Origin of the sequence: Streptomyces sp. CA-106110, assembly GCF_050936285.1 — a bacterium.
Taxonomy (GTDB): domain Bacteria; phylum Actinomycetota; class Actinomycetes; order Streptomycetales; family Streptomycetaceae; genus Streptomyces.
In genome coordinates, this window is sequence record NZ_JBNJNB010000001.1 from 11922186 (window position 1) to 11943763 (window position 21578).

General features: G+C 66.0%; 18 protein-coding genes and 3 pseudogenes. 13 read left to right on the forward strand and 8 right to left on the reverse strand.

All coding sequences use genetic code 11. From position 1 onward, the window contains the following. The first annotated feature begins 85 nt into the window (after positions 1-85). From ACQEXA_RS55295 to ACQEXA_RS55310, 4 genes are all read left to right on the forward strand, one after another. Positions 86-1801, forward strand: coding sequence for an MOSC domain-containing protein (locus tag ACQEXA_RS55295; RefSeq protein WP_433133978.1), 1716 nt, complete (start codon positions 86-88; stop codon positions 1799-1801). A gap of 145 nt (positions 1802-1946) precedes the next feature. Further along, a complete protein-coding gene (locus ACQEXA_RS55300; RefSeq protein ID WP_432920905.1) occupies positions 1947-3395 on the forward strand; it encodes a dihydrolipoyl dehydrogenase family protein in 1449 nt (482 codons plus the stop codon). An 853-nt stretch (positions 3396-4248) separates the two neighbouring features. Further along, entirely contained in the window at positions 4249-4962 is a 714-nt protein-coding gene (locus tag ACQEXA_RS55305) for an SDR family NAD(P)-dependent oxidoreductase (protein ID WP_432920899.1), read from the forward strand. A 737-nt stretch (positions 4963-5699) separates the two neighbouring features. After that, positions 5700-6542 carry a TIGR03621 family F420-dependent LLM class oxidoreductase gene (locus ACQEXA_RS55310; protein ID WP_433133980.1) on the forward strand — a complete coding sequence of 281 codons (843 nt, stop codon included), beginning with the start codon at positions 5700-5702 and terminating at the stop codon, positions 6540-6542. Positions 6543-6703: 161 nt separating this feature from the next. On the opposite strand, the gene ACQEXA_RS55315 is transcribed toward ACQEXA_RS55310, so the two are convergent. Continuing rightward, positions 6704-7207 carry an AAA family ATPase gene (locus ACQEXA_RS55315; RefSeq protein WP_432920892.1) on the reverse strand — a complete coding sequence of 168 codons (504 nt, stop codon included), beginning with the start codon at positions 7205-7207 and terminating at the stop codon, positions 6704-6706. A 112-nt stretch (positions 7208-7319) separates the two neighbouring features. Between ACQEXA_RS55315 and ACQEXA_RS55320 the strand changes: the two are divergent. Beyond that, positions 7320-7412, forward strand: a pseudogene (locus tag ACQEXA_RS55320) (2-phosphosulfolactate phosphatase); the annotation flags it as partial. Positions 7413-8378: 966 nt separating this feature from the next. Here the strand turns inward: ACQEXA_RS55320 and ACQEXA_RS55325 are convergent. Both ACQEXA_RS55325 and ACQEXA_RS55330 read right to left on the reverse strand, forming a co-directional pair. Further along, complete coding sequence (locus tag ACQEXA_RS55325; RefSeq protein WP_432920889.1) at positions 8379-8810, reverse strand: VOC family protein; 432 nt, start codon at positions 8808-8810, stop codon at positions 8379-8381. Between the two features lie 111 nt (positions 8811-8921). After that, positions 8922-9260, reverse strand: coding sequence for a putative quinol monooxygenase (locus tag ACQEXA_RS55330; RefSeq protein WP_433133983.1), 339 nt, complete (start codon positions 9258-9260; stop codon positions 8922-8924). Between the two features lie 71 nt (positions 9261-9331). Between ACQEXA_RS55330 and ACQEXA_RS55335 the strand changes: the two genes are divergently transcribed. Continuing rightward, a complete protein-coding gene (locus ACQEXA_RS55335) occupies positions 9332-10288 on the forward strand; it encodes a GlxA family transcriptional regulator (RefSeq protein ID WP_432920883.1) in 957 nt (318 codons plus the stop codon). Between the two features lie 37 nt (positions 10289-10325). Here ACQEXA_RS55335 and ACQEXA_RS55340 read toward each other — a convergent pair whose 3' ends face one another. Further along, positions 10326-10979 (reverse strand): hypothetical protein, encoded by a 654-nt coding sequence (locus ACQEXA_RS55340; RefSeq protein ID WP_432920880.1) that lies wholly within the window; start codon positions 10977-10979, stop codon positions 10326-10328. Between the two features lie 156 nt (positions 10980-11135). Here ACQEXA_RS55340 and ACQEXA_RS55345 point away from each other — a divergent pair, with 156 nt between their 5' ends. After that, positions 11136-12368 (forward strand): tyrosine-type recombinase/integrase, encoded by a 1233-nt coding sequence (locus ACQEXA_RS55345; RefSeq protein WP_432920877.1) that lies wholly within the window; start codon positions 11136-11138, stop codon positions 12366-12368. Then, a complete protein-coding gene (locus ACQEXA_RS55350; protein WP_432920874.1) occupies positions 12365-13342 on the forward strand; it encodes a hypothetical protein in 978 nt (325 codons plus the stop codon). Before ACQEXA_RS55345 ends, ACQEXA_RS55350 begins: the two co-directional genes overlap by 4 nt. Here the strand turns inward: ACQEXA_RS55350 and ACQEXA_RS55355 are convergent. After that, the gene (locus ACQEXA_RS55355; protein ID WP_433133985.1) at positions 13293-14567 is read right to left on the reverse strand and encodes an ISL3 family transposase; all 1275 of its coding nucleotides are present in this window, start codon (positions 14565-14567) and stop codon (positions 13293-13295) included. The genes ACQEXA_RS55350 and ACQEXA_RS55355 overlap by 50 nt on opposite strands. Positions 14568-14881: 314 nt before the next feature. On the opposite strand from ACQEXA_RS55355, the pseudogene ACQEXA_RS55360 reads away from it, so the two are divergent. Both ACQEXA_RS55360 and ACQEXA_RS55365 read left to right on the forward strand, forming a co-directional pair. Next, positions 14882-15754 (forward strand): annotated as a pseudogene (locus ACQEXA_RS55360) (site-specific integrase); the annotation flags it as partial. Between the two features lie 259 nt (positions 15755-16013). Continuing rightward, positions 16014-16271, forward strand: a complete 258-nt coding sequence (locus ACQEXA_RS55365; RefSeq protein ID WP_432920857.1) for a hypothetical protein — start codon at positions 16014-16016, stop codon at positions 16269-16271. Between the two features lie 107 nt (positions 16272-16378). Here ACQEXA_RS55365 and ACQEXA_RS55370 read toward each other — a convergent pair whose 3' ends face one another. From ACQEXA_RS55370 to ACQEXA_RS55380, 3 genes and pseudogenes are all read right to left on the reverse strand, one after another. Next, positions 16379-16672: a nuclear transport factor 2 family protein gene (locus ACQEXA_RS55370; RefSeq protein ID WP_432920854.1), complete on the reverse strand. Its 294-nt coding sequence runs from the start codon at positions 16670-16672 to the stop codon at positions 16379-16381. Then, positions 16663-17523 (reverse strand): annotated as a pseudogene (locus ACQEXA_RS55375) (IS701 family transposase); the annotation flags it as partial. The pseudogene ACQEXA_RS55375 and the gene ACQEXA_RS55370, both read right to left, overlap by 10 nt. 11 nt (positions 17524-17534) lie before the next feature. Then, positions 17535-17972: a hypothetical protein gene (locus tag ACQEXA_RS55380; protein WP_432920851.1), complete on the reverse strand. Its 438-nt coding sequence runs from the start codon at positions 17970-17972 to the stop codon at positions 17535-17537. Between the two features lie 960 nt (positions 17973-18932). On the opposite strand from ACQEXA_RS55380, the gene ACQEXA_RS55385 reads away from it, so the two are divergent. From ACQEXA_RS55385 to ACQEXA_RS55395, 3 genes are all read left to right on the forward strand, one after another. Further along, a complete protein-coding gene (locus ACQEXA_RS55385) occupies positions 18933-19439 on the forward strand; it encodes a reverse transcriptase domain-containing protein (RefSeq protein ID WP_432931328.1) in 507 nt (168 codons plus the stop codon). Further along, a complete protein-coding gene (locus ACQEXA_RS55390; RefSeq protein WP_433128394.1) occupies positions 19388-20188 on the forward strand; it encodes a reverse transcriptase domain-containing protein in 801 nt (266 codons plus the stop codon). The genes ACQEXA_RS55385 and ACQEXA_RS55390 overlap by 52 nt, the downstream gene beginning before the upstream one ends. Positions 20189-20736: 548 nt before the next feature. Next, a complete protein-coding gene (locus tag ACQEXA_RS55395; RefSeq protein ID WP_433128719.1) occupies positions 20737-21414 on the forward strand; it encodes a reverse transcriptase domain-containing protein in 678 nt (225 codons plus the stop codon). The last annotated feature ends 164 nt before the right edge of the window (positions 21415-21578 follow it).

Here is a 21578-nt window from a genome sequence, read left to right on the forward strand (position 1 = left end):
CACAAGAACGCAGGATCGGCTCCAGCGCGCAGAGTCACAGCGCCATGAGGGCTGCCCCGGCCGGCCGCCCCGCAGGAGGTCCGCAATGGCGACGCTGCTGTCCCTGAATGTAGGAATGCCCAAGGACGTGTCCTGGCGGGGAAGGACCGTCCACACCGGAGCTTGGAAGTCCCCTGTGGACGGTCCCCGGATGGTGCGGCGGCTGAACATCGAGGGAGACGGTCAAGGAGACCTGGCCGGGCACGGCGGTGAAATTCGTGCCGTCCTCGTGTACCAGTTGCAGTCCTACCAGTACTGGCAGAAGCAGCTCGGTCGCGACGACCTGACGTTGGGGAGCTTCGGGGAGAACTTCACCGTCGACGGACTGCCCGACGACGAGGTGTGCATCGGCGACCGGTACCGCATCGGTGAAGCCGAATTCGAAGTCACCCAGCCCCGTGTCACCTGCTACCGCGTCGGCATGCGGCTGGGTGAACCCGCCATGGCCTCCCTGCTGGTTGCCCACCGCCGCCCTGGCTTCTACCTCCGTGTGATCACCGAGGGACACGTGCAGGCCGGCGACGAGATCACCCTGGCCCGCAAAGGGCCCGAAGAACTTAGCGTCGCCGACACTGACGCACTGCTCTACCTCCCCGACCGCGACCCCGCGAAGCTACGCAAAGCCCTGAACGTCCCCGCCCTCAGCCCCGGATGGCAGCAGTCCTTCCGCGAACTGGCCGCCGCCCCGCAGCCCAGACAAGAACCGGGATGGCCGGGCTTCAAAACCCTGCGCGTCGCCCGCATCGTCCCCGAAACCCCCACCGTCTCGTCGATCTACCTCGACACCACCGACGGCACACCCCTACCCGAGGCCCGCCCGGGCCAGTACCTCTCCATCCGCCTCGCGATCAGCGATGCCGCCCCCGCCGTGCGCAGCTACTCCCTGTCCTGCATGCCCACAGCCACCACCTACCGCATCAGCGTCAAGGACGAGCCCCACGGGCAAGTCAGCAGCTACATCCATGCAACGCTCCGCCCCGGGGACCTCGTGGACATCACCAGTCCCCGCGGAACGTTCGTGCTCGAAGAAAGCACCCGCCCGGTCGTCCTCATCTCCGCGGGGATCGGTGCCACTCCCGTCCTGGCCATGCTTCACCAACTCGCCGCCACGCGCGACCCACGCCCGGTGTGGTGGATCCATACCGCCCACGACCGCGCCCACCACGCTTTCGCGGACGAGGCCCACACCCTTCTGGCGCAACTTCCCCACGCCCACGAGCACATCTACTACACCGCCGAAACCACCCCGCAACGCGACGAGTTCCACATCGCCCAGGGCCGCCCGACCGCCCAATCACTCATGGCCCTGGGTATCCCCACCGACGCCGACGCCTACCTCTGCGGACCGCCCGCTTTCATGGACGACCTCGGTGGCTTCCTGCGCGATCACGGCCTACGCCCTGAGCAGATCCATACGGAACAGTTCAGCGCTCTCCCCGCCATCAACCCCGGCCTCACACTCACCGCCGCGATCCGGCCGCACCAACCACCCGGCCCCACGGACACGGGCCCCCTCATCACCTTCGCCCGCAGCGGCATCACCACTGCATGGTCACCCGCCCACGCGTCCCTCCTCGATCTCGCGGAAGCCTGCGACATCCCCACCCGCTGGTCCTGCCGCACAGGCGTCTGCCACACCTGCATCACCCACCTCGTGGCAGGCGACATCACCTACACCACCCCACCCCTCGAACTCTCCGAGCCCGGCACCATCCTCATCTGCTGCAGCCAACCGACCACCGAAGTCGTCCTCGACCTCTAACCGGCCGGCGACCGCACGGCCGGCCAGCAACTCCTCTCCCGATGCCTTCCTGCCCCTGCCTCGTCCGCAGGTCAGGGCGAAGACCGGCGGCAAGCAATCCCATGAACGAACGAAATGATCAGCCCGATCGTGATGTGAGGACACCATGAGCGAAACACAGCAAGCCCAGGGAAACGGCACCTATGACGTGATCGTGCTGGGCGCCGGTCCGGTCGGCCAGAATGTCGCCGACCGCGCCCGCGCCGCCGGACTCTCCGTAGCCGTCGTGGAACGCGAACTCGTGGGCGGCGAGTGCTCCTACTGGGCCTGCGTGCCCAGCAAGGCACTGCTGCGCCCGGTCATCGCGCTCGCCGACGCCAACCGGGTGGAGGGCGCTCGGCAGGCCGTGACCGGCCGGCTCGACACCGATGGGGTGTTCACCCGCCGCAATCGCTATGTCACCGACTGGGACGACAGCGGCCAGGCCCGGTGGGTGAAATCCATCGGCGCCGACCTGCTCCGCGGCCACGGCAGGTTGGACGGTCCCCGCCGGGTCACCGTCACCCGGGACGACGGCGCACAGCACATCCTCAGCGCCCGGCACGCGGTGGCCATCGCCACCGGCAGCCGGCCGGCGCTGCCCGATATCCCGGGCATCGAGGAGACCCGGCCCTGGACCAACCGCAATGGCACCGACTCCAGCACTGTGCCCGCCCGGCTCGTCGTCGTCGGGGGCGGTGGGGTCGGGGTGGAGATGGCCACCCTCTGGCAGGGTCTCGGCTCCCAGGTCACCCTGCTCGCCCGCCGCCTGCTGCCTCGCATGGAGCCCTTCGCGGGCGAGTTGATCGAACGCAGCCTCACCGGGGCCGGCGCGGACGTGCGAATCGGTGTGAAGGTGTCGGCCCTGCGCCGCCCGGACCCCACGGGCCCCGTCATGCTCACCCTCGACGACGGCAGCGAACTCGAGGCCGACGAGGTCATGTTCGCCACCGGCCGGACCCCGGCCACCGACGACATTGGGCTGGATACGGTCGGTCTCACCCCCGGCTCCTGGCTGGATGTGGACACCACCTGTCTGGTCGAAGGCGTCGACGGCGACTGGCTGTACGCCCTCGGCGACGTCAACCACCGTGCTCTGCTCACCCACCAGGGCAAGTACCAGGCCCGGACCGCAGGCGATGCGATCGGTGCCCGCGCCGTCGGCCGCCCGGTGGACGACACCGCCTGGGGAGACCACGCCACCACCGCCGACCAGCACGCCGTTCCCCAGGTCTTCTTCACCGACCCCGAGGCCGGCGCAGTGGGCCTGACCGCCGAGCAGGCGGCCCGCGCCGGCCACCGGATTAAGACGGTCGACCTCGACTTCAATGCCGCCCAGGGCGCCAACCTCTACGCCGACGGCTACCGGGGCCATGCCCGCATCGTCGTCGACCTGGACCGGGAAATCCTGCTCGGGGTCACCTTCGTCGGCCCCGGGGTCGGCGAGCTCCTGCACTCGGCCACCGTCGCGGTCGTCGGCGAGGTCCCGCTCAAGCGGCTGCGGCATGCGATCGCCTGCTTCCCGACCGTCAGCGAGATCTGGCTCTTCCTCCTCGCCGCCTACCAGCGCGACTGAGCCGCATTAAGGAACCACGCCACTATCCGTCACAAGATGCCGCAGACCACGCCGGGCGCCATGGACGCCCCGTGGCTGCGGCCCTCCACGGCCAGTTGGGGTGTGAACAGACGGCAGAAGACCCTTGTCGCAAGAAATCTAACCACCACGGCGAGGTTGACGAGTTAGTGTTCGCATGCTTGACTGTATCTAACTGCTCAAATCGATGAAGGAGGTTATAGTGGGAGGTGTCGTGTGTCAACGCAGCAGCACTGTCAGCGGCATGGACGTCTTCCGCCGGGCGTAGGGAACCTGCAGGAATAGGCGCTCGCGCTGAGGCGCGGGTTTTCGAAGAGCTCGCTCATGTCCCGGAACCTGATCCCCGAACTCGCCGAAACTTGTAGCATCACCGCACCCGACATGACGGATTCGGCTAGTCAGTCATTCCGACGGTCGACGGATTCGACTCTGCATTCGGCTCGCTTGCGACGTGAGCGCCAGCTTTCTGGAACAGTTCGGTGTCGACCGGTTCGCGAACTAAGTGCAGGACTACGGAGCGCCGCCCGATACCGCAATCCGTCCGCAGGCGCGAGGATGCGTGACTTGTATCGGTTGCCGTCCACATGCTGCAGGATGTGCCGACATTCGTAGCTAGGTCCGATCTTTGCCGGCATCGCTGACTTCCAGCCCACCGCCGGAAAGGCACCGACCGAATACCTCGCGCGCAGCAAGGTTGATTCTGGATTCGAGTCGGGAGACGGGGCACCCCGTTTGGCCGGGACGGTACTCAGTCCATTCATTCGTCTCATCTCAATTTAAAAGCCTGCCGGTTTACCGGCCGAGAAGCCCTCATCTGACAAGAGAGAAGATCACCATGAGTTCTCAGAACCAGAAGGTCGCAGTCATAACCGGCGCCTCGCGGGGCATCGGTGCCGCCCTCGTCGAGGCCTATCGCAAGATCGGATACGCGGTCGTCGCCACCTCACGCGGGATCGACCCCTCCCACGACGCGGGTGTCCTGACCGTGCGGGGTGACATCGCCGACCCCGCCACCGCCGAACGTGTCATCGCCAGCGGCCTCGAGCGGTTCGGCCGTATCGACACCCTGATCAACAACGCAGGCGTATTCATCGCCAAGTCCTTCACGGACTACACCCAGGACGACTACGCATCCGTGACCGGTGTGAACCTGGCGGGTTTCTTCCGCATCACGCAGCTGGCGATCGAGCAGATGCTCGTCCAGGGCGCCGGGCATATCGTCAACGTCACAACCAGCCTGGTCGACAACGCTGACTCCAACGTCACCTCCGTTCTCGCCTCGCTGACCAAGGGTGGTCTGCAATCGGCCACCAAGGCCCTCGCCATCGAGTACGCCACCCGCGGTATCCGCACCAACGCAGTCTCACCGGGCCTGATCAAGACTCCCATGCACGCCGAGGAAGCTCATGAGGTCCTCGCCGGTCTGCATCCGGTCGGCAGGATGGGTGAGCCCGGCGACATCGTCGATGCAGTGATCTACCTGGAGAACGCGCCGTTTGTCACCGGCGAGATCCTTCACGTCGACGGCGGCATGAGCGCAGGTCACTGACCCGCAAGGCGCCACTTGTGGGATACGGCTGGAAGGCGGCACCACAGGTCAGGTGGCCGGTCGTGGGAGGACGGCGAGACGGGCGAAGGCGCTGACGAGTGCGTGTCCTCATGGGCGATGCGCAGACGGGTGATGAGGGCGGCGGCGTACGGGAGTTGGTAGCGGAGCTCCTTCGGCTCTGCAATAGCCAGTTCGCCCTCCAGCAGCAGGATGCGTGTCCAGGCGAGTAGGTCCAGGGCTGTCCGGGACAGCTCCAGCCATGCTTGGTTGCAGGGAGCCCTGGACCTAGGGGCGTGAGGAAGACCTGGTGGCCCATGCCTCGCTAGGGCGAACAGAGGGCACTCGCGTCGCACGATGATCCGTGTGCCCACCGGGGTGGCCAGAAAGCCGACCAGGCCGGTCAGTTCGGCGACCTCGGCCCTACGCGCAGGGAGCCGCCTGTTCCAGCGCGGGGTGCCAGACGGGCTCAGGCAGAGCACGGATCGCGCGGGCGGACCGGCTCGGTGACGGGATGTCCGATAGAGAAGAACGTGTCGGAAGGCAGTTTCACTTCCCGCTCAAGATTCGCTCGCCGCCGCAAGTGAAACGCGCAGGCTGGTATCCCGCTCGCAGTTTGCTATTGCTATTGCTATTGCTATTGCTATTCGCCAGGAGCCCAAATCCGAGTACTCGGCGGGCTGTTCAGCTTACGCCCAGGGCCGCATTGGCTCACCCACTCATCAACACGAAGGGCTGTCATGACCAATCACCCGTTCCGTTTCGGGGTCAGTCTGTTCAACGTCGGCTCCCGGTCGGCCTGGCGCGCCCGCGTGCGTCAGGTCGAGGACCTCGGGTACGACGTGCTTCAAGTACCCGACCACCTCGGCATGGCCGCGCCGTTCCCGGCGGTGGTGGCCGCGGCCGACGTGACGAGCATCCGACTGGGTACGTTCGTGCTCAATGCCGCCATTCTCAGCCCCGCATACCTGGCCCGGGATGTCGCCGACGTGTACCGCCTCACCGACGGACGCCTCGAACTGGGGCTCGGTGCCGGTTACGTCCCGGCCGAGTTCGAGGCCGTGGGCGTGCCATTCTGCACCGGAGGGCAGCGACTGCGGAAACTGGAGGCGACCCTGGCGGCGACGCGTACGCTGCTCGCCGCGGAAGCCGACACCCCCGTGCCGCCGATCATGCTGGGTGGCGCCGGCGACCGCATGCTGGCTCTCGCCGGCCGCGAGGCCGACATCTTCAGCTTCTCCATCATGGCCGGGGTGATGGCGGGTGTCGCCCCGGAGGATGCGCTCGCCCGCCGCGTTCAGGTGCTGCGGGAGGCCGCTGGCGACCGCTTCGACGACGTCGAGCTGAACCTATTCGTCGCGGCGGTGGGCGAGAGCGCGGAGAAGGTCGACCTCGCGATCATCCGCCAGGCCAGCGGCTTCGACGACGCCCAGCTCACCCAGTTGCCCGGCGTGCTGCTCGGCTCGCCGCGTGAGATCGCGGACCGGCTGCTGCGGTACCGCGAGGAGTTCGGCCTCAGCTACATCAGCGTCCTGGAGCCGCACATGGCCACGTTCGCCGAGGTCATCAAGCACCTGCGCTGACTCTCGGACCTGACTCAAGACCTGAGGCCAAAACCTTGCCGCGGAACACGGTGGGCGCTCCTCCCCAATACCCCGGGAAAGCCATCGTCATGGCCCGGCTGTCAGTGAGAAGGGCCCCCGCTGGGGCGGGCGTCCCCTCCCCGCCGAAGGGCTTCAGATCCTCAAGTCGAGGATTGCATGACGACCTGCTGACCCTCTCCGTTCGGTTCCTCGAAGTTGGCCAGGTACCGGTTGAACAGCGTCTTATCCACGGTGACGGAGTTGGCGCCTGCTTCGCTGTTCCGCACTTCGAGGCGACGTTCCAGTGTCGTCCGGTCGGCCTTGAGGTGGACCAGTTCCCAGCGGCAGCCGTGGCTTTCAACCAGCGCCTTGTAGTCGTCGCGGGCGGCGCGACTCCAGAAGCTGTAGTCCACCACCACGTCGCGCCCGGCCAGCATCAGTTCGACCAGTTCCTGCCGCTGCTGGCAGCGGACCTCTTCCTTGAGCTGGTCAAACGCCTCAACCCCCAGCACCAGGCCGGCGTCGCGTTGCCCGAGTCGTTGCCAGACCACCTCGTCGATCGACAGCCGAGCGAAACCGCGTCGCACCAACTCCATCGCATAGGTGGTCTTGCCTGCTCCCGGAAGACCGCACATCAGCACCACCGTGCTCAATCGCTGCGTCACACAGTCAGGTTAGACCCGAAAACACGTTCTCCTCCGTGGCTACAAGGCCTCCTGTTGGCAGTGGAACCACCGCGGCCTACCGACGACCCGGCGAACCTATGCGGTCAGAGCACTAACCGGTCGCATTGTGGTGCAGAAGACGACGGCAGGAACCGTGGGTGCGCTGGCCGTCGCGAACGCGCCGTTGGTCTTGTGTGCGAGCTGGCCGCGGCCATGGTGCTGCGGGCGATCGCCTCGCCGCTGCCGATCGCCTGGGTGACCGCGGGTGCCGCCTACGGCCAGGAGCGGCGGCTGTGCCGCATGCTGGAGGAGACTGGCCACGGGCATGTGCTCGCGGCTCCCAAGCCCCAACAAGTCCAACATTGCGGACGCATCGATCACCTCTTCTCCCGGCCCCGACGAAGTGGGGGAGAGACATGCGTGCGGCGACGAAGGGCCCGCGTCTACCACTGGGTCGCCCTGCGGATCACGTCCCTCGAGAACGTCGACGCTGAGATGCCCTTCCACCAGTGGTGGGCACTGGCACGCCGCGGCATCCGCAAGCCTGATCAGATCGCCTACTACGTCGCCCACGCGCCGCTGGGCGCCACCGGCGAGCACCTGGTTCGCGTCGCCGGGAGGCGTTGGGCCATCGAAGGTGCCTTCCAGGCCGCGAAGAACGAGTGTGGCCTTGATCGGTACGAAGTCCGCCGCTACACCGGTTGGATGCGGCACATCGCCCTGGCCACATCGGCGCATGCGTTCCTGGCGGTCAGGGCCGCCGACGCCGCAGCAAAAGGAGGCCAGAAACGGTTCCTGCCTCGTGCCCCCCGTGGCAGAAGGGCGCAGGCAACTGGCTACTCACCTCATCCCACGCACCCACCAGTGCCTCATCGGCGCACGCGCGCTGAGATGGTCCCACTGGGCGCTGACGACGCCAAGCCGTCGCACGCCGCTGCCACTATCAGCGGCGGCTGCACACGATCGAGGGGCGGCCCGGGAAAGAGAACACGGGCCGGCTATCAGCCCAATGCACTCACCCAAACCGCCCCTGAGCAGGGAAATCGTCAAAGTACTGGTGGAGTACTAGCAGCCCCGACGCTTCTAGCGGTTCACCAGCCGGTGCACGTTCCTCCCATACTGCCAGCTCGCGATCGCACTTGGCAGGCCCCCCTTGGACACGAATGCTGCATCAGATGCGGCCGGGGAGGCGAGTCGTGACTTCCTGGACTATCCACGTGTTGCCATCGGGATCGGCGAAGGAGAAGAACGACCCGTAACTGGCGCGCTCGGGGTGACGGCCCTCGAGCCGCGCCTCGGCAGGGAACGGGGCGCCATGCCATACGTCACTCGCCTCGACGCCGCGGTCGACGAGCTCCTTGTGGGCCGCTTCGATGTCGGCGACGATCAGTGCTCCCTGCAGCGATCCGGGCGTGGCCGCCGTAAGGCCCTGGCCGAAGGTGATCGAGCACCCGGAGCCCGGGGGCGTGAACTGGACGATGCGAACACCGTCCGCCGGGGCAGCGTCCTCGTCGAACCTCCAGCCCAGGCTGTCGTAGAACTGCTTGGACCGATCGACGTCGGACACAGGGATGATGTTGACCTCAAGATTCATGTCAACCATGTCGAGCTCCTACTGTATTTTCGGGGCCGGGTTCAATCCCCGGCCGCTGATCTGCGGCCGCTGTTCGGCCTTAACTGCTTCCTGTGATCAGATGTTGTGAGCGACGGCTGTTCAGGAGACCTTGGCGCCCAGCACGTCCACCGGAGCAATGACGGGTGCCGCGCTGAGCTTGGTCCCCGCGATGTCCCCAAGCGCGGCAGCGATCTGACCTTCCAAGTGCGCCTGACGGCCCTGCTCGTCGTTGAACGTGTCGAACACCCCGAAGGTGGTGGCGTCCTGGCGGAACGCGAACCACGTCACCGTGCCCTGCTCCTGCTCGGCCAACCCCTGCGCGCCGCGCAGAGCCGCCTCAACCTCGTCGGCGTACTCGGGTTTGGCCTCGATCCGCACCAGCAAACCGATCTTCATCGCGGTCACTCCTTGCGTCAGGATCTGCCGGATTTCCGGCATGCCCAGAACGTACGTGGCCGGTCGGGTCCTACATCAGTGGCAGAAACGACGCGGATGATACGGTTCCCGTCATGGATGTAGCGGTTCTTGTCTATGACGGCGTGTTCGACTCCGGGCTCGCGGCCATCCTCGACGTGCTGGACAACGCCAACGCGATTGGTGCGCAGATCTCCGATCCACCCACCTGGAACGTCGCGACGGTCGGACCACAACCCCAGGTGCGCACCAGAGCCGGGCACCTCGTGGACACCAAGCCTCTCGCGCACGCGGAGGCGGCGAACCTGCTGATCGTTCCCGCCCCGGGCGCACAAGGACCCGCGGAGCTGCTCGACTACGTCGCCGGGGACCAATCACTCCCGGTCCGCGACCTGATCGCCCGCACCCGCGAGCGCGGCACGACGATAGCCTCGGCGTGCGCCGGCACCTTCCTACTGGCCGAGGCGGGGATCCTGGACGGCCAGCGCGCGACGACGACCTGGTGGCTGGCGCCGGCCTTCCGGGCCAGATATCCCAAAGTCCAGGTCGAAGAGAGCCACATGGTCGTCACCTCGGACGGCATCACCACCGCGGGCGCCGCCTTCGGGCACGTCGATCTGGCCCTGGCGATCGTCCGCGCGGGCAGCCCCGCGCTGGCCGACCTGGTGGCCCGTTACCTGGTCATAGACGAGCGCCCGTCACAGTCGGCGTACACCATCCCCAGCGCACTGGCGCAGAGCGATCCCACCGTCGCGGCCTTCGAACGCTGGGCCCGCGATCGCCTTGCCGAGCCAATCAGCATTCCCCACGCCGCCCAGTCCATCGGCGTCAGCGAACGCACACTCCAGCGCTCCGTCCAGCGCACCCTGGGGACCTCACCCATCCGCTTCATTCAGGACCTGCGCATCGAACGGGCATCCCACCTGCTGCGCACCACGGACATGTCCGTGGAAACCATCTCCCGCAAGGTCGGCTACGAACACCCCAACACCCTGCGCGTCCTGCTGCGCGAACGCACCGGGAAGACCGTTGCTACGCTTCGAGGCGTCTGAGGCGCACAGCGTCCGATCGCGCAGTCTCGAGGGCGGGTTAATCCGGAGCACCAGGCCAGAGCTGCCCCAGACGGCCACCTACGGCGCGCTGCGCGCTGCCCAGCCGGAGCACCAGGCGGTGGACCTCCCTCGGTCCTGCGTCCGAGACCGCAGGGCTGGCGGCTGCCGCTGCGGGGGCGGTACCTGCGGTCGTATGGCTCGTGCCCGGCGCCTCGGCTGCCGGGCGAGGCGAGGTGAGTCGCTCCCAGCGGCGCCGCAGCTCGGCGACGACCGGCGTCACCAGCCCGTCCGGGGTCATCGTGCAGTTCTCGAGCGCGGACCACTCGGTGCCCCGGCCCAGCGCCTCGGTGCCGATCTGGATCCGGCGGCACGGGCCGTCGCTGTAGAACCGGACCCGGTTGACGTACCGGCGGCGGGCCAGCGTCTCGTACTCCACCTCTACCCCCGGCCCGAGGATCGTCTCGGTTCGTCCGGTGGGGTCCCAGCGCACCGGGACCTCGCCGTTGATGTGGACTCGCAGTTGCATGCCGCCGTCGACGTCGATGTCGACCACGGACCCGCCCGGCGCGCCTTCGTGCCGGGCGAAGTGGAAGTGCGCGCCGCGCCCCTGCTCCCGTAGCCACGCGGTCGTCGCGGTCTTGAGGTACAGGTGGTCGGCGCTACCAACGCCCCCATGGGTGCGCGAGCACACTGTCGGTGCTTCGTCGGGGTCGGGGTAGTGCGCGAAGTGGCAGGCCCGGTGAGTTGACTGAACTAGTGAGGAAAAAGTGGCAGGTCAGGCGGGGTCCTGCTAGCTTCCCCGGCTATGCCTGAACCAGCGCTCCCTGAGAGGGACTTGGCTGCTTTTGTGCTGCCTGAGATTGGTCGGTTAGTTGAGACGGGAGATCCGTGGGAGCCGTACCGGCTGCTCGGCCCGGAGGGCGAGCGTATCGAGGCGACCGCCGTGTACTTCGCAGACCTGCAGGCTCGGGGACAGCCGGCGACGACGATCCGGTCGTACGCCTTGGACTTGCTGCGGTGGTGGCGGTTCCTGCGGGCCCTGGATGTGCAATGGGACCGTGCGACCAGGACGGAAGCGCGGGACTTCGCCCGCTGGATGCAGATCGCGGACAAGCCGGTTCGCGTTCATTGGCGGCTCAAGCAACGTGGGATCACGACCCCTAGCCCTCCGTCGGCGACGAGGCCAGAACCCGGTACGCCGAATCCCATTACCGGCAAGCCGTCACCGGGAACGAAGTACGCGCCCGCCACCCGGGCGCATGCGGAGACGGTGCTGCGGGGCTTCTACGACTTCCACCTGGATGTGGGCACGGGCCCGATCATCAATCCCTTCCCCTTGGATCGGTCGCACCGGGGGCGTCGGGCCCATGCCCATCACGATCCGCGGGAGCCGTTCCGGGGTGAGCGACGGGGCCGCTACCGGCCGAAAGTCCCCGACCGTATCCTGCGACGGGTGCCGGATGAGATGTTCGACCAGCTCTTCGCGGGACTGAAGTATCACCGCGATCGCGCCCTGCTGGCGTTCTGGGTCTCCACCGGGGCCCGCGCCGACGAACTGCTGACCACGACGCAGGCCGACCCGCTGCCGGGCGAACAGCTCATCGGAGTCGTCCGCAAGGGCAGCCGCGAATACCAGCAGCTTCCCGTCTCTGTCGACGCCTTCGTCTGGCTCCGCCTCTACCAGGAGGAGGTATGGCGGCGAGGGCTTCCCCGCGGCCGGCGGGAGCCGCTGTGGTGGACTCTGCGGCGTCCCTGGCGGCCGCTGGAGTATCACGCCGCCCGGGCGATGTTCGTCCGCGCTAACGAGCTCTTGGGCTCGAACTGGACGCTTCACGATCTTCGGCACACCGCGTCCTACCGCATGGCCCAGGACCCGCAGATGCCCCTCGTCAGTGTGCAATGGGTCCTTGGCCACCAGAGTCTGAGCACCACTCAGCGGTATCTCAACCCGAGCCAGGAAGAAGTCGTCCGCAGCGTCCTTGCCCACTTCGAGCGCCGTCAGCAGAAGCCGACTCCTCCGCCGCCGGCACCGGGCTACAACCCCGAGTCCCTGAGCGTCCTGTTCGGAGGCCGTTCATGACGACGGCCGCCGCGCACACCACACGTCCGGACCCGGTGGCCATCATTGACATGTCCGGGGAAGCCCAGGCTGCGCTGTTGCAGCAGTTCCCGCCGCGGGAGCCAGCTGCCTGCTGGCCGGCGACGACCTGGTCCCGCGAGGAGATCATCGACCGCATGCCGCTGCCTCGCCGAGGCCAGGACGGCAGCCATAAGTGGTCGACTCGGCGGCGCGGAGCGGCCGCCATCTTGACCTGGCTGGAGAACTTCCCCGGCTCCACCTGGCAGGAACGCTGGCAGGCCAGCCCGGCCCCGAGTCTGGATCCGGCCGAGTGGATGTCCACCAGCACCGATTGGACTGACCGTCAGGGCCGACCGGTTTCCATCTCCAAACGGTCTGACCTGGCTTCGGGCAAGCTCATTCTGCTCGCGTACGACATCATCTGCCCGGAACTCCCGTGGCTCGTCGCGATGCGGCCGTCGCTGCACCTGCGCACCGCGGTCGCCGACCACCGCGATCCCGAGGGCTTCGCCAAGCTCGCCGGTCTCCTGGGCGAAGAGGTCTGGGCTTCGACCAATGCCGCGACGGCGCAGAGCCAGATCATCCGCATCATGATCGCCAAGGGCGGTGGCATCGGCGACATCACGGTAGGCGACTGCCTCGAACTCCGGTTGATCGAGCACGACGTCCGTCACAAAGGCTCTGTCCACACTCACTTCTACAGCTGGCTTCGCCAACTGGGCATCTTCCCCGAGGACGCACCGGTGAGCCTGCGTCTGCGCAACCTCCGACCTGGCCAGCTGACCGTCGAGCAACTCGTGGACCGCTTCCGACTGCGTAGCCGTCCCGTCCGTAACCTGATCGTCGACTACCTCAAGGAACGACAGCCCAGCGTCGACTACAGCACCTTGCAAAACCGGCTCTCCTGTCGCTTCCGTGGGTGGTTCATGCAGCTTGACGGCCTGGTAGGTGGGGGCGGTGGCCGCCGAGGCTGAGCATGGCGAGCGCGATGAGAGCGTCGGGGTCCTTGAAGCCGAAGGCGATGCGGGTGATCAGTCGGATCTTGGTGTTCATGCTCTCGACCAGGCCGTTGCTCAAGCCGTGTTCGGCGGCGGCGGTGATGGCGTCCCAGTGCTTGACGATGGACCGTTGCAGCTTGACGAAGGGCTCCAGGCGGGAGCGGCGAGCCCATGACACCCAGTCCCGCAGCGTCTCGGGTGTGTCGGGGCCGGCCTTCAGCGCGAGGCGTAGTCCTTCCTTGAGTAGGTAGGCGCGGTGAAGAACGGGATGGGCCTTGGCGATGAACTCCAGTTGCGCACGTTGGTGTTCGGTCAGGCCGGTGGGGTTCTTCCACAGCGCCCAACGGGCCTTCTTCAGCGCCTTGGACCCTGCGGTGACCCGGCCCTTGCCGCCGCGCTCGGCGTTCCACACCGCCCGGCGGACTTCGTCCAGAGCGTCGGTGGCCCACTGCACCACGTGAAAGGGGTCCATCACGCGGACGGCGTTGGGGCAGCGCTCGGCCACCACGGTGGCGATCCATTCGGCGGCGTCCGCGCTGACATGCGTGATCTTCTTCGAGCGCTCCTCGCCGAGGAGGTCGAAGAAGGACCGCAGTGTCTCCTTGTCCCGGCCGGCCGCCGCCCACACCAGACGGCTGCTGTCGTGGTCGACCACCACCGTCAGGTACTTGTGGTGGCGCTTGTACGAGATCTCGTCGATGCCGATCCGGCGCAGTCCGGCGAGCAGGTCCACACGCGCTTCGACGTCCGCCCACACTCGGGCGCAGATGTTGCCCACTGTGCGCCAGCCGATCCGCATCAGCTGGGTGACCGTGGTCTTCGCGCAGTGCGTGGCCAGCCAGGCCACGGTGTCGTCGAAGGCCAGGCTGTGTCCGGCACCGTGACGGGCCCAGGGCACATGGGCGACGACCACGCCGTGCTCGGGGCAGGACACACGCGGCGCGTCGGCCTCGATGAACACGCGGACCGCGCCCAAGTCCAGGGCCCGCCAGCGACGGCGGCCCTCACCGCTGTCGAACCTGGCACACCGGCGTTTGCAGACCCCGCAGCGTTGCCGCCGCCGCTTCGCCGGGTGGGCGTGGGCCACGATCACCACATCCTCGGCGCCCGCCTCCGCACTGTCATCCTCCTCGGCCTCGACCAAGTCGATCACCGTGTGTTCGACTCCGAGCAGCCGAGTCCATATGCTTGTAGATCGCACGCCGTATCCAGGTTCTTCCGTTTCGTACTTTCAGCAGTCGAAACGTACCTGTGGTACGGCGTGTTGCGTTCATCGCCCCTGGTCAGCGACCCACGGAAGCGACAGGAGAGCCGCAAAACCTCTCCCGGGCGCTGGCCCACAACTTCTGGGCCGACCTGGAACGCCACCACCCGGGGATCGACTCCATCAACCTGCCAGCTGACGTCGCCACCGCTTGGAAGGAGCGCTTCCGCACCATCACCAAGCAGAGAAAACAACCGGACGGCAGCGTCATTGAGAGCACCAAGCCGAGGATCTCCTACATCTCCGTCCTGATGCTCATCCGCGCGTTCTACCTCGACCTCGCACAATGGGCCGCGGAGGATCCCGCCCGCTGGGGCCCCTGGGCCGTCCGCTGCCCCATCAGCGCGGACGAGACCCGGACGGCCAAGCACGAAAAGCAGCGGCAGTCACGATGCCGAAGACGGACGCGCGAACGGCTTCCAGTCCTTCCCACCTTGGTCGACTTCGTCACCAAACGCCTCCACGATGCACGAGCACGGCTGGAAGCCCTACAACAGGCCGAACCAGGCGGGGAGTTCACCGTCCTCGGAGAGACGTTCATCAAGCCGAAGTCGTCGGCCGCACGGGTTACGCGGTTCACCCGATCGGCCTGGGACCAGCAAGGACGCCGCCGCAATCTCACCCAAGACGAGCACCGAGCCTTCTGGGCCTGGGCCGCAGTGGAGGTCCTCCGCCACACCGGCGTCCGCATCGAGGAAATGCTCGAAACCAGCCATCACAGCATCACGCAATACAAACTCCCCAGCACCGGAGAGATCGTCCCGCTGCTGCAGATCGCGCCATCAAAGACCGACGAGGAGCGAGCACTGCTCGTCAGTCCCGAACTCGCCGACGTCCTGAGCACGATCGTCTGGCGAGTTCGTGACCGCACCGGAGCAATCCCCCTGGTCGCATCGTTCGATGACCGCGAGCGGCTCTGGAACCCACCCCTGCCCTTGCTATTCCAATGGGAATCCGCAGGACGCCGCTGGCCCGTCTCGCCGGCCAGCATCCGCAAGGCCCTCAACGAGGCTCTGGGAGCCACCGGCCTGATCGACGAGAACGGCAAGCCCCTGCGCTTCCAGCCGCACGACTTTCGCCGGATCTTCGTCACCGACGCCATCGCGAACGGCATGCCCCCGCACATCGCCCAGATCATCTGCGGCCACAAGGACATCAACACCACGATGGGCTACAACGCGATCTACCCACACGATGCGATCGAAGCCCATCGAGCCTTCATCGCCCGCCGTCGGGCCCTGCGACCTGCGGAGGAATACCGGACGCCCAGCGCGGAAGAGTGGGATCAGTTCCTCGGCCACTTCGAGAAGCGGAAGCTCTCGATCGGCATCTGCGGACGCGCATTCGGAACCCCTTGCATCCACGAGCATGCCCCGTTGCTCCTTGCTCCGTCCCGAACCCACCCAGCGCCCGCGGCTGGTCGAAATCCGCGACAACCTCCTCTCCCGGATCACGGAGGCCGAACGCGAGGGCTGGGTGGGCGAGCTGGAAGGACTCGAAGTCAGCCTCGCCGGCGCGCAGGGGAAACTCGCCCAACTCGACGCCGACCAGGCGCGCCGAGGCCGGTCCGTCGACCTCGGTATGCCGGCCTTCCGGGACATCGCCGGAGGTGACAGCACGCCGACCTCCCCGACGGTGTAGTTGTCCGCGACACTCCGGGGTTCGTGGTCGGCACGCCGGGTGAGCGTCGGCTTCCAGCTCGCGTGTGATCACAGGTAGCCCCGGAACATGCCTACGACGACTGGCTGCTACGAGCGCCGGTCTTGCGGCCATCCTTGTGCGTCGAATACGGCGATGGGGTCCAGGTAGTCGCGCCAGCGCGTCACCTTGCGCTCCTGGACGGTCACGACGGACACGAAGCGGTTGTCGTATGGCCGTCCCGTCACGGCCGACGTGCCGTGGACCTCGTATTCCAGGACGACCGTCGAGGTCTCCGGGTCCCGGTGGACGCGGAGATTGTCCGCGCTGCGCAGCGTGATGTAGTCGCCGTAGTCGCTGTACAGGTCGATGATTTTCTGGCGTCCCTCTACGCCGAGTAGCAACGATAGAAGGCGAGTTCACCGGTGCGCTGGTTGCGTCGGATGAGCAGCGACCGTTGGCCCGTACTGCCCGACGGGCTGTCGATCTCGACCTGGGCCCAGTCGTAGAAGCGGTGGCCTTTGGCACCGTCTCCCGCCAAGAGCTGCTGCCAGGCCTTCTTCGGCAGGCAGTGGGCCAGCACGCCTGCTGGGAAGATGCCCGCGCGCGTGTGAATCGGCCGCTTGCGCGAGACGGCCAGGACGTAGCCGATCTGGCGTCTCTCCAACTCTGCACTCAGGTGAGGGTCACCGCCGTAGACCTCGTCGCCGGTGACCCATGCGGCTGGCACGCCGGCGTCCAAGGCCTGGGCGATCATCTCGGCGGCGAGGGCGGGCTTGGTGGCGAAGCTCAAGTCTTCCGGGATGCCCGCTGCCCGGCGCCGGTCGGGGTCCTGCGTCCAGGAGCGCGGGATGTAGACGCGCCGGTCGACGGCGGCGTGCCCGACTGAGGAAGAGTAGACGAGGTAGACGGCCACCTGGGAGTTCTCGATCCGACCCGCAGTGCCGGTGTACTGGCGTTGCACCCCGACGCTCGCTGTCCCCTTCTTCAGATCACCGGTCTCGTCCACCACCAGGACGGCGTCGTCGTCTCCGAGATGCTCGACCACGAAGTCCCGTACGTCGGCACGGACTCGGTCGGCGTCCCAGGACGCACGGCTGAGCAGGTGCTGCATGCCGGCCGGACTGACGTCACCGGCATGCTCGGCGATCGTCCAGCAGTTCTTCCGCGGCAGCTCCGCGAGCAGGCCCAGAACGAACGCCCGTGCCCTGCGTCGCGGCTCCACCCGGGAGAAACGGCCCGCCACCCGCGCCATCGGGTCCGCTTCTATGCCATCCAGCAGTACAGGCTCTCCTCCTGCTCGCCGATGGCCCGCGCCAGGTCGGCCAGGCCGCTCAGGACCTCAGTTGCCGCCTCCAGGCCGAATACCTCGCCATCTGCCGCTCGCTCCTGCACCCACAACTGGCTGACCTCGACAAGCCGGTGCTCATCGGCAACGGCAAGGGCATCCTGAAGCACCCGGGAAGCAGCGAGGACAACCGGGCCCTCGCCATCGCCTGGGTCGGCAAGGACTTCGGGCTCATCAGCGGCGACGAGTTCCTCGAAGCCCCGACCGGTGAAGATGCTCTCCCACTCGATCAGCGCCTCTTCGGCATCGAAGGTGCCGTACGTCAGCGACTCGAAGACCCCGTCCGGACCGCCTTCCACGACGGCAGCGGCAGCATCGCGGTCCGGCGCCACGAAGAACTTGATGATGATGCTCACCGGGGCATAGTGCCTACTCAACAGGATTCGGTCTACCTGCCGGAAGCCGGCAGAACGTGATCAACCAAACCGAGACGGCACCCGCTCAAACGCCAAGATCAAGATCTACAGCTGGAGGTGTGCCACGAACGCTGAGAGTGAGGTTGATGGAGGTAGAGACCCTGCTTGATGCGGTGCTGTGCGGAAGATGAAGGTTTGTGGCCCTTCGGCGTCGCCCTGCGGTGGGAGGCGTCAAACCGCCCCGAGCTGCGTTGGTTGATTGTGTCCTGAACGCGAAAGGGAGTTGATGTAGGACAGCTTCTGGAAGCGATGCTGTGCGAGAGATGAAGGTATGGCCCTTCGGAATCGCCCTGCGGAGGGAGATTTCAAACCGCGTGTGTCACGAACGCAGAGGGGAGTTCAGGTAGGAGAGCTTCGCGATGCGGTGCTGTGCGAGAGATGAGGGACTTGGCCCCTCGGTTCCGTCCTGCGGGGGATGGTGCCAAACCGCCACATGCTGCGTTGGTTGACGACCGTCGTGGTGAGCGATGTGGAAAAGGCGGCGGTAGAGCCGTCAGGTGGGGATCAGGAAGACGAACGCAAGTGAATCGCTGCTGAAGTGTCGTTAGAAAACAGGTGACATCAGAACCGGAGATTTGTGGTTGCTCCGGGATAAGTCTGGCGGGAGTCCCGTCTACTGGCCAGGCGGTGTCCGGCACGGAGGCGACGTGAGCCTGATCTGCGGCTCTCGCATGGAACGTGAGAAGGCATGCCCTGATAGTGCCGCTTGAGTCATGCGGGTGGCGAGAGGGAGCGGCCCAAGCGGAAGAACCGTGAGGGTTTGAGTACCGACGCGGGGTGTGCTGGCGGACCGGCTCGTAGTAGTGAGGAACCCTTTGTAATGAAGGGGGAGCGAAGGGGCCGGGTCATCCGTGACTGATTGTTCGTTCGGTCAACCGGAAGTTCTCCGGGAGGAGCTGGGTGGACCAGTTGAAATCATCGGACAAGCCGTTTGAGATCTCGAAGTGGGAGGTTCAGGAGGCGTACGAGAAGGTCAAGGCGAACAAGGGTGCGGCAGGGGTGGACGGGCGCTCCATCGAGGACTTCGAGAAGGATCTGAAGGGTAATCTCTATCGAATCTGGAATCGTCTGTCTTCGGGGAGTTACTTTCCGCCTCCGGTGAAGGGTGTGGAGATCCCGAAGTCGCATGGTGGTGGGGTTCGTTTGCTCGGTGTGCCCACCGTGGCTGACCGAATCGCTCAAACGGTAGTAGCCCGGCGTCTTGAAGAGAAGGTCGAACCGATCTTCCATCAGGACTCCTACGGCTACCGTCCTGGGCGGTCCGCGTTGGATGCGGTCGCGGCGTGCCGGAAACGCTGTTGGAAGTATGACTGGGTGATCGATCTGGACATCCAGAAATTCTTTGACAGCGTGCCATGGGACCTTGTCGTCAAAGCGGTTCGGGCCCACACGGATCTCCCTGGGTAGTTCTGTATGTGCGGCGGTGGCTTGAGGCGCCGTTGCAACTGCCTGACGGGACCTTGCAGCAGCGCGATCGCGGAACCCCGCAGGGTTCTGCGATTTCGCCTGTTTTGGCTAACCTGTTCATGCATTACGCGTTCGACATGTGGATGGCCCGGGAGTATCCGGGCGTACCGTTCGAACGGTACGCAGACGACGGTGTTGTGCACTGTGTCAGCGAGGGTCAGGCCCGGAAACTACGGGAGGCAATCGCGAACAGGATGCGGGAAGTTGGGTTGCGGCTGCATCCCGACAAGACCAAGATCGTGTACTGCCGGGATGGTAATAAGCGCCGACGTCCGTACGGGCAGACGGAGTTCACCTTCCTGGGGTTCACTTTCCGGGCTCGCAAGGCCATCGACAGGAATGGGGAGAGGTTCACCTCGTTCCTGCCGGCGATCAGCAAGGAATCCTCGAAGAAGATCAGTGGTGAAGTGCGGCAATGGCGGCTTCACCGACAGATCGGCCGGACCTTCGCCGAGCTCGCACGGGCGATCAATCCGATCGTTCGGGGCTGGATGCAGTACTTCGGTGCGTTCTACCGGACGGCGCTGCTTCCCCTCCTGGAGCGCATCAACGCCTACTTGATGCGCTGGATCCGCAAGAAGTTCAAGCGGCTGCGGACCTTCAAGAAGGCCCATGCGTGCTGGCGGCGTATCACCCGTCAGTACCCCAGGCTCTTCGCCCATTGGGCATGGGTTCCCACGTTCTGGTGATCAGGATGACAAGAGCCCGGTGACGGGAGACTGTCACGCCGGGATCTGTGAGGGCCGGGGGGTGAAATTCCCCCCGGCTACTCGACCTCATGCCGCGTTAGCCGAAGACTGTCGTGGTGAGCGATGAGGAAAAGGCGCTCAAGAGGCGTCAGGTGGGGATCGGGAAGACGAGCGCAAGCGAATCGTTGCTGAAGTGTCGTTAAGCAGACAGATGGCATCAAAACCGGGGTCTTTAGCCAACTCCGGGAAGAGCCTGGCGGGAATCCGCTTACTGGCCAGGTGGTGTCCGGCATGTAGACGACGTGAGCCCGGTCTGCCGCTCTCGCATGGAACAGGAGAAGGCGCGCCTCGATACTGCCCTGTCCTCGGGCGGGTGAGAGGGAGTGTCCCAAGTGGCGGACACCACAAGGGATCGAGTACCGACGCGGGGCGCGCTGGCGGACCGGTTCGTAGTAGTGAAGAAGCTCTTGTAATGAGAGTGGAGCGAAGGGACCGGGCCATTCGTGACGTTGTTTATCTAGACAACCGGGCTTCCCGGGAGGACCTATATGGACGCGTTGAATTCATCAGGCAAGCCGTTTGACATCTCGAAACGGGAAGTCTGGGGGGCGTACGAAGTGGTGAAAGCGAACAGAGGCGCGCCCGGCGTGGACAGTCGCTCCATTGAGGACTTCGAGAAGGATCTGAAGGGCAACCTTTATAAGATCTGGAACAGGATGTCGTCAGGGACGTACTTCCCGCCGCCGGTGCGTGCGGTGGAGATTCCCAAGTCGTCTCCCGAAGGCGGCGTCAGGATCTTGGGCGTGCCCACGGTGGCCGACAGAATCGCCCAGACGGTGGTGGCCAGGCATCTGATGGACCGGGTCGAACCCGTATTCCATGAAGACTCCTACGGCTACCGGCCCGGACGATCGGCCTTGGAGGCGGTGGAACGCTGCCGTCAACGCTGCTGGAAGAGGGACTGGGTGATCGATCTCGATGTCCAGAAGTTCTTCGACAGCGTCCGGTGGGACCTCATCGTCAAAGCCGTGGAAGCGCACACCGATGCCCGTTGGGTAGTGCTGTATGTGAAGCGGTGGCTCCAAGCTCCGCTTCAACTGCCCGATGGCACCTTGCAAGAGCGGAATCGTGGGACTCCCCAGGGGTCAGCGGTTTCGCCCGTGCTGGCGAACCTGTTCATGCACTACGCGTGTACGTCCAGGAGTTCGGGCATCGTTCCAGCTTGAAAGAGGGGGAGGGGATGTAACCGGACGTCAAGCTCAGGGCAGCCAGCCGGTGCAAGTCCGGTCCGGGGAGACGCCAGGGTCCCCGGTAGCTGACTCCCGGCGTCGTTCGAGAGGGCGGCGTCGAAGTGGGGTGACAAGCGTCCTTCGGGGGCGTGCGAACGGCC

Excerpts from the sequence above, each read along its gene's own strand:
- ACQEXA_RS55390 (WP_433128394.1), top strand. The coding sequence starts at position 19,388 with ATGGGACCTTGTCGTCAAAGCGGTTCGGGCCCACACGGATCTCCCTGG.
- ACQEXA_RS55305 (WP_432920899.1), top strand. The coding sequence starts at position 4,249 with ATGAGTTCTCAGAACCAGAAGGTCGCAGTCATAACCGGCGCCTCGCGG.
- ACQEXA_RS55330 (WP_433133983.1), bottom strand. The coding sequence starts at position 9,260 with ATGCCGGAAATCCGGCAGATCCTGACGCAAGGAGTGACCGCGATGAAG.
- ACQEXA_RS55295 (WP_433133978.1), top strand. The coding sequence starts at position 86 with ATGGCGACGCTGCTGTCCCTGAATGTAGGAATGCCCAAGGACGTGTCC.
- ACQEXA_RS55350 (WP_432920874.1), top strand. The coding sequence starts at position 12,365 with ATGACGACGGCCGCCGCGCACACCACACGTCCGGACCCGGTGGCCATC.
- ACQEXA_RS55300 (WP_432920905.1), top strand. The coding sequence starts at position 1,947 with ATGAGCGAAACACAGCAAGCCCAGGGAAACGGCACCTATGACGTGATC.
- ACQEXA_RS55395 (WP_433128719.1), top strand. The coding sequence starts at position 20,737 with ATGGACGCGTTGAATTCATCAGGCAAGCCGTTTGACATCTCGAAACGG.
- ACQEXA_RS55335 (WP_432920883.1), top strand. The coding sequence starts at position 9,332 with ATGGATGTAGCGGTTCTTGTCTATGACGGCGTGTTCGACTCCGGGCTC.
- ACQEXA_RS55310 (WP_433133980.1), top strand. The coding sequence starts at position 5,700 with ATGACCAATCACCCGTTCCGTTTCGGGGTCAGTCTGTTCAACGTCGGC.
- ACQEXA_RS55325 (WP_432920889.1), bottom strand. The coding sequence starts at position 8,810 with ATGGTTGACATGAATCTTGAGGTCAACATCATCCCTGTGTCCGACGTC.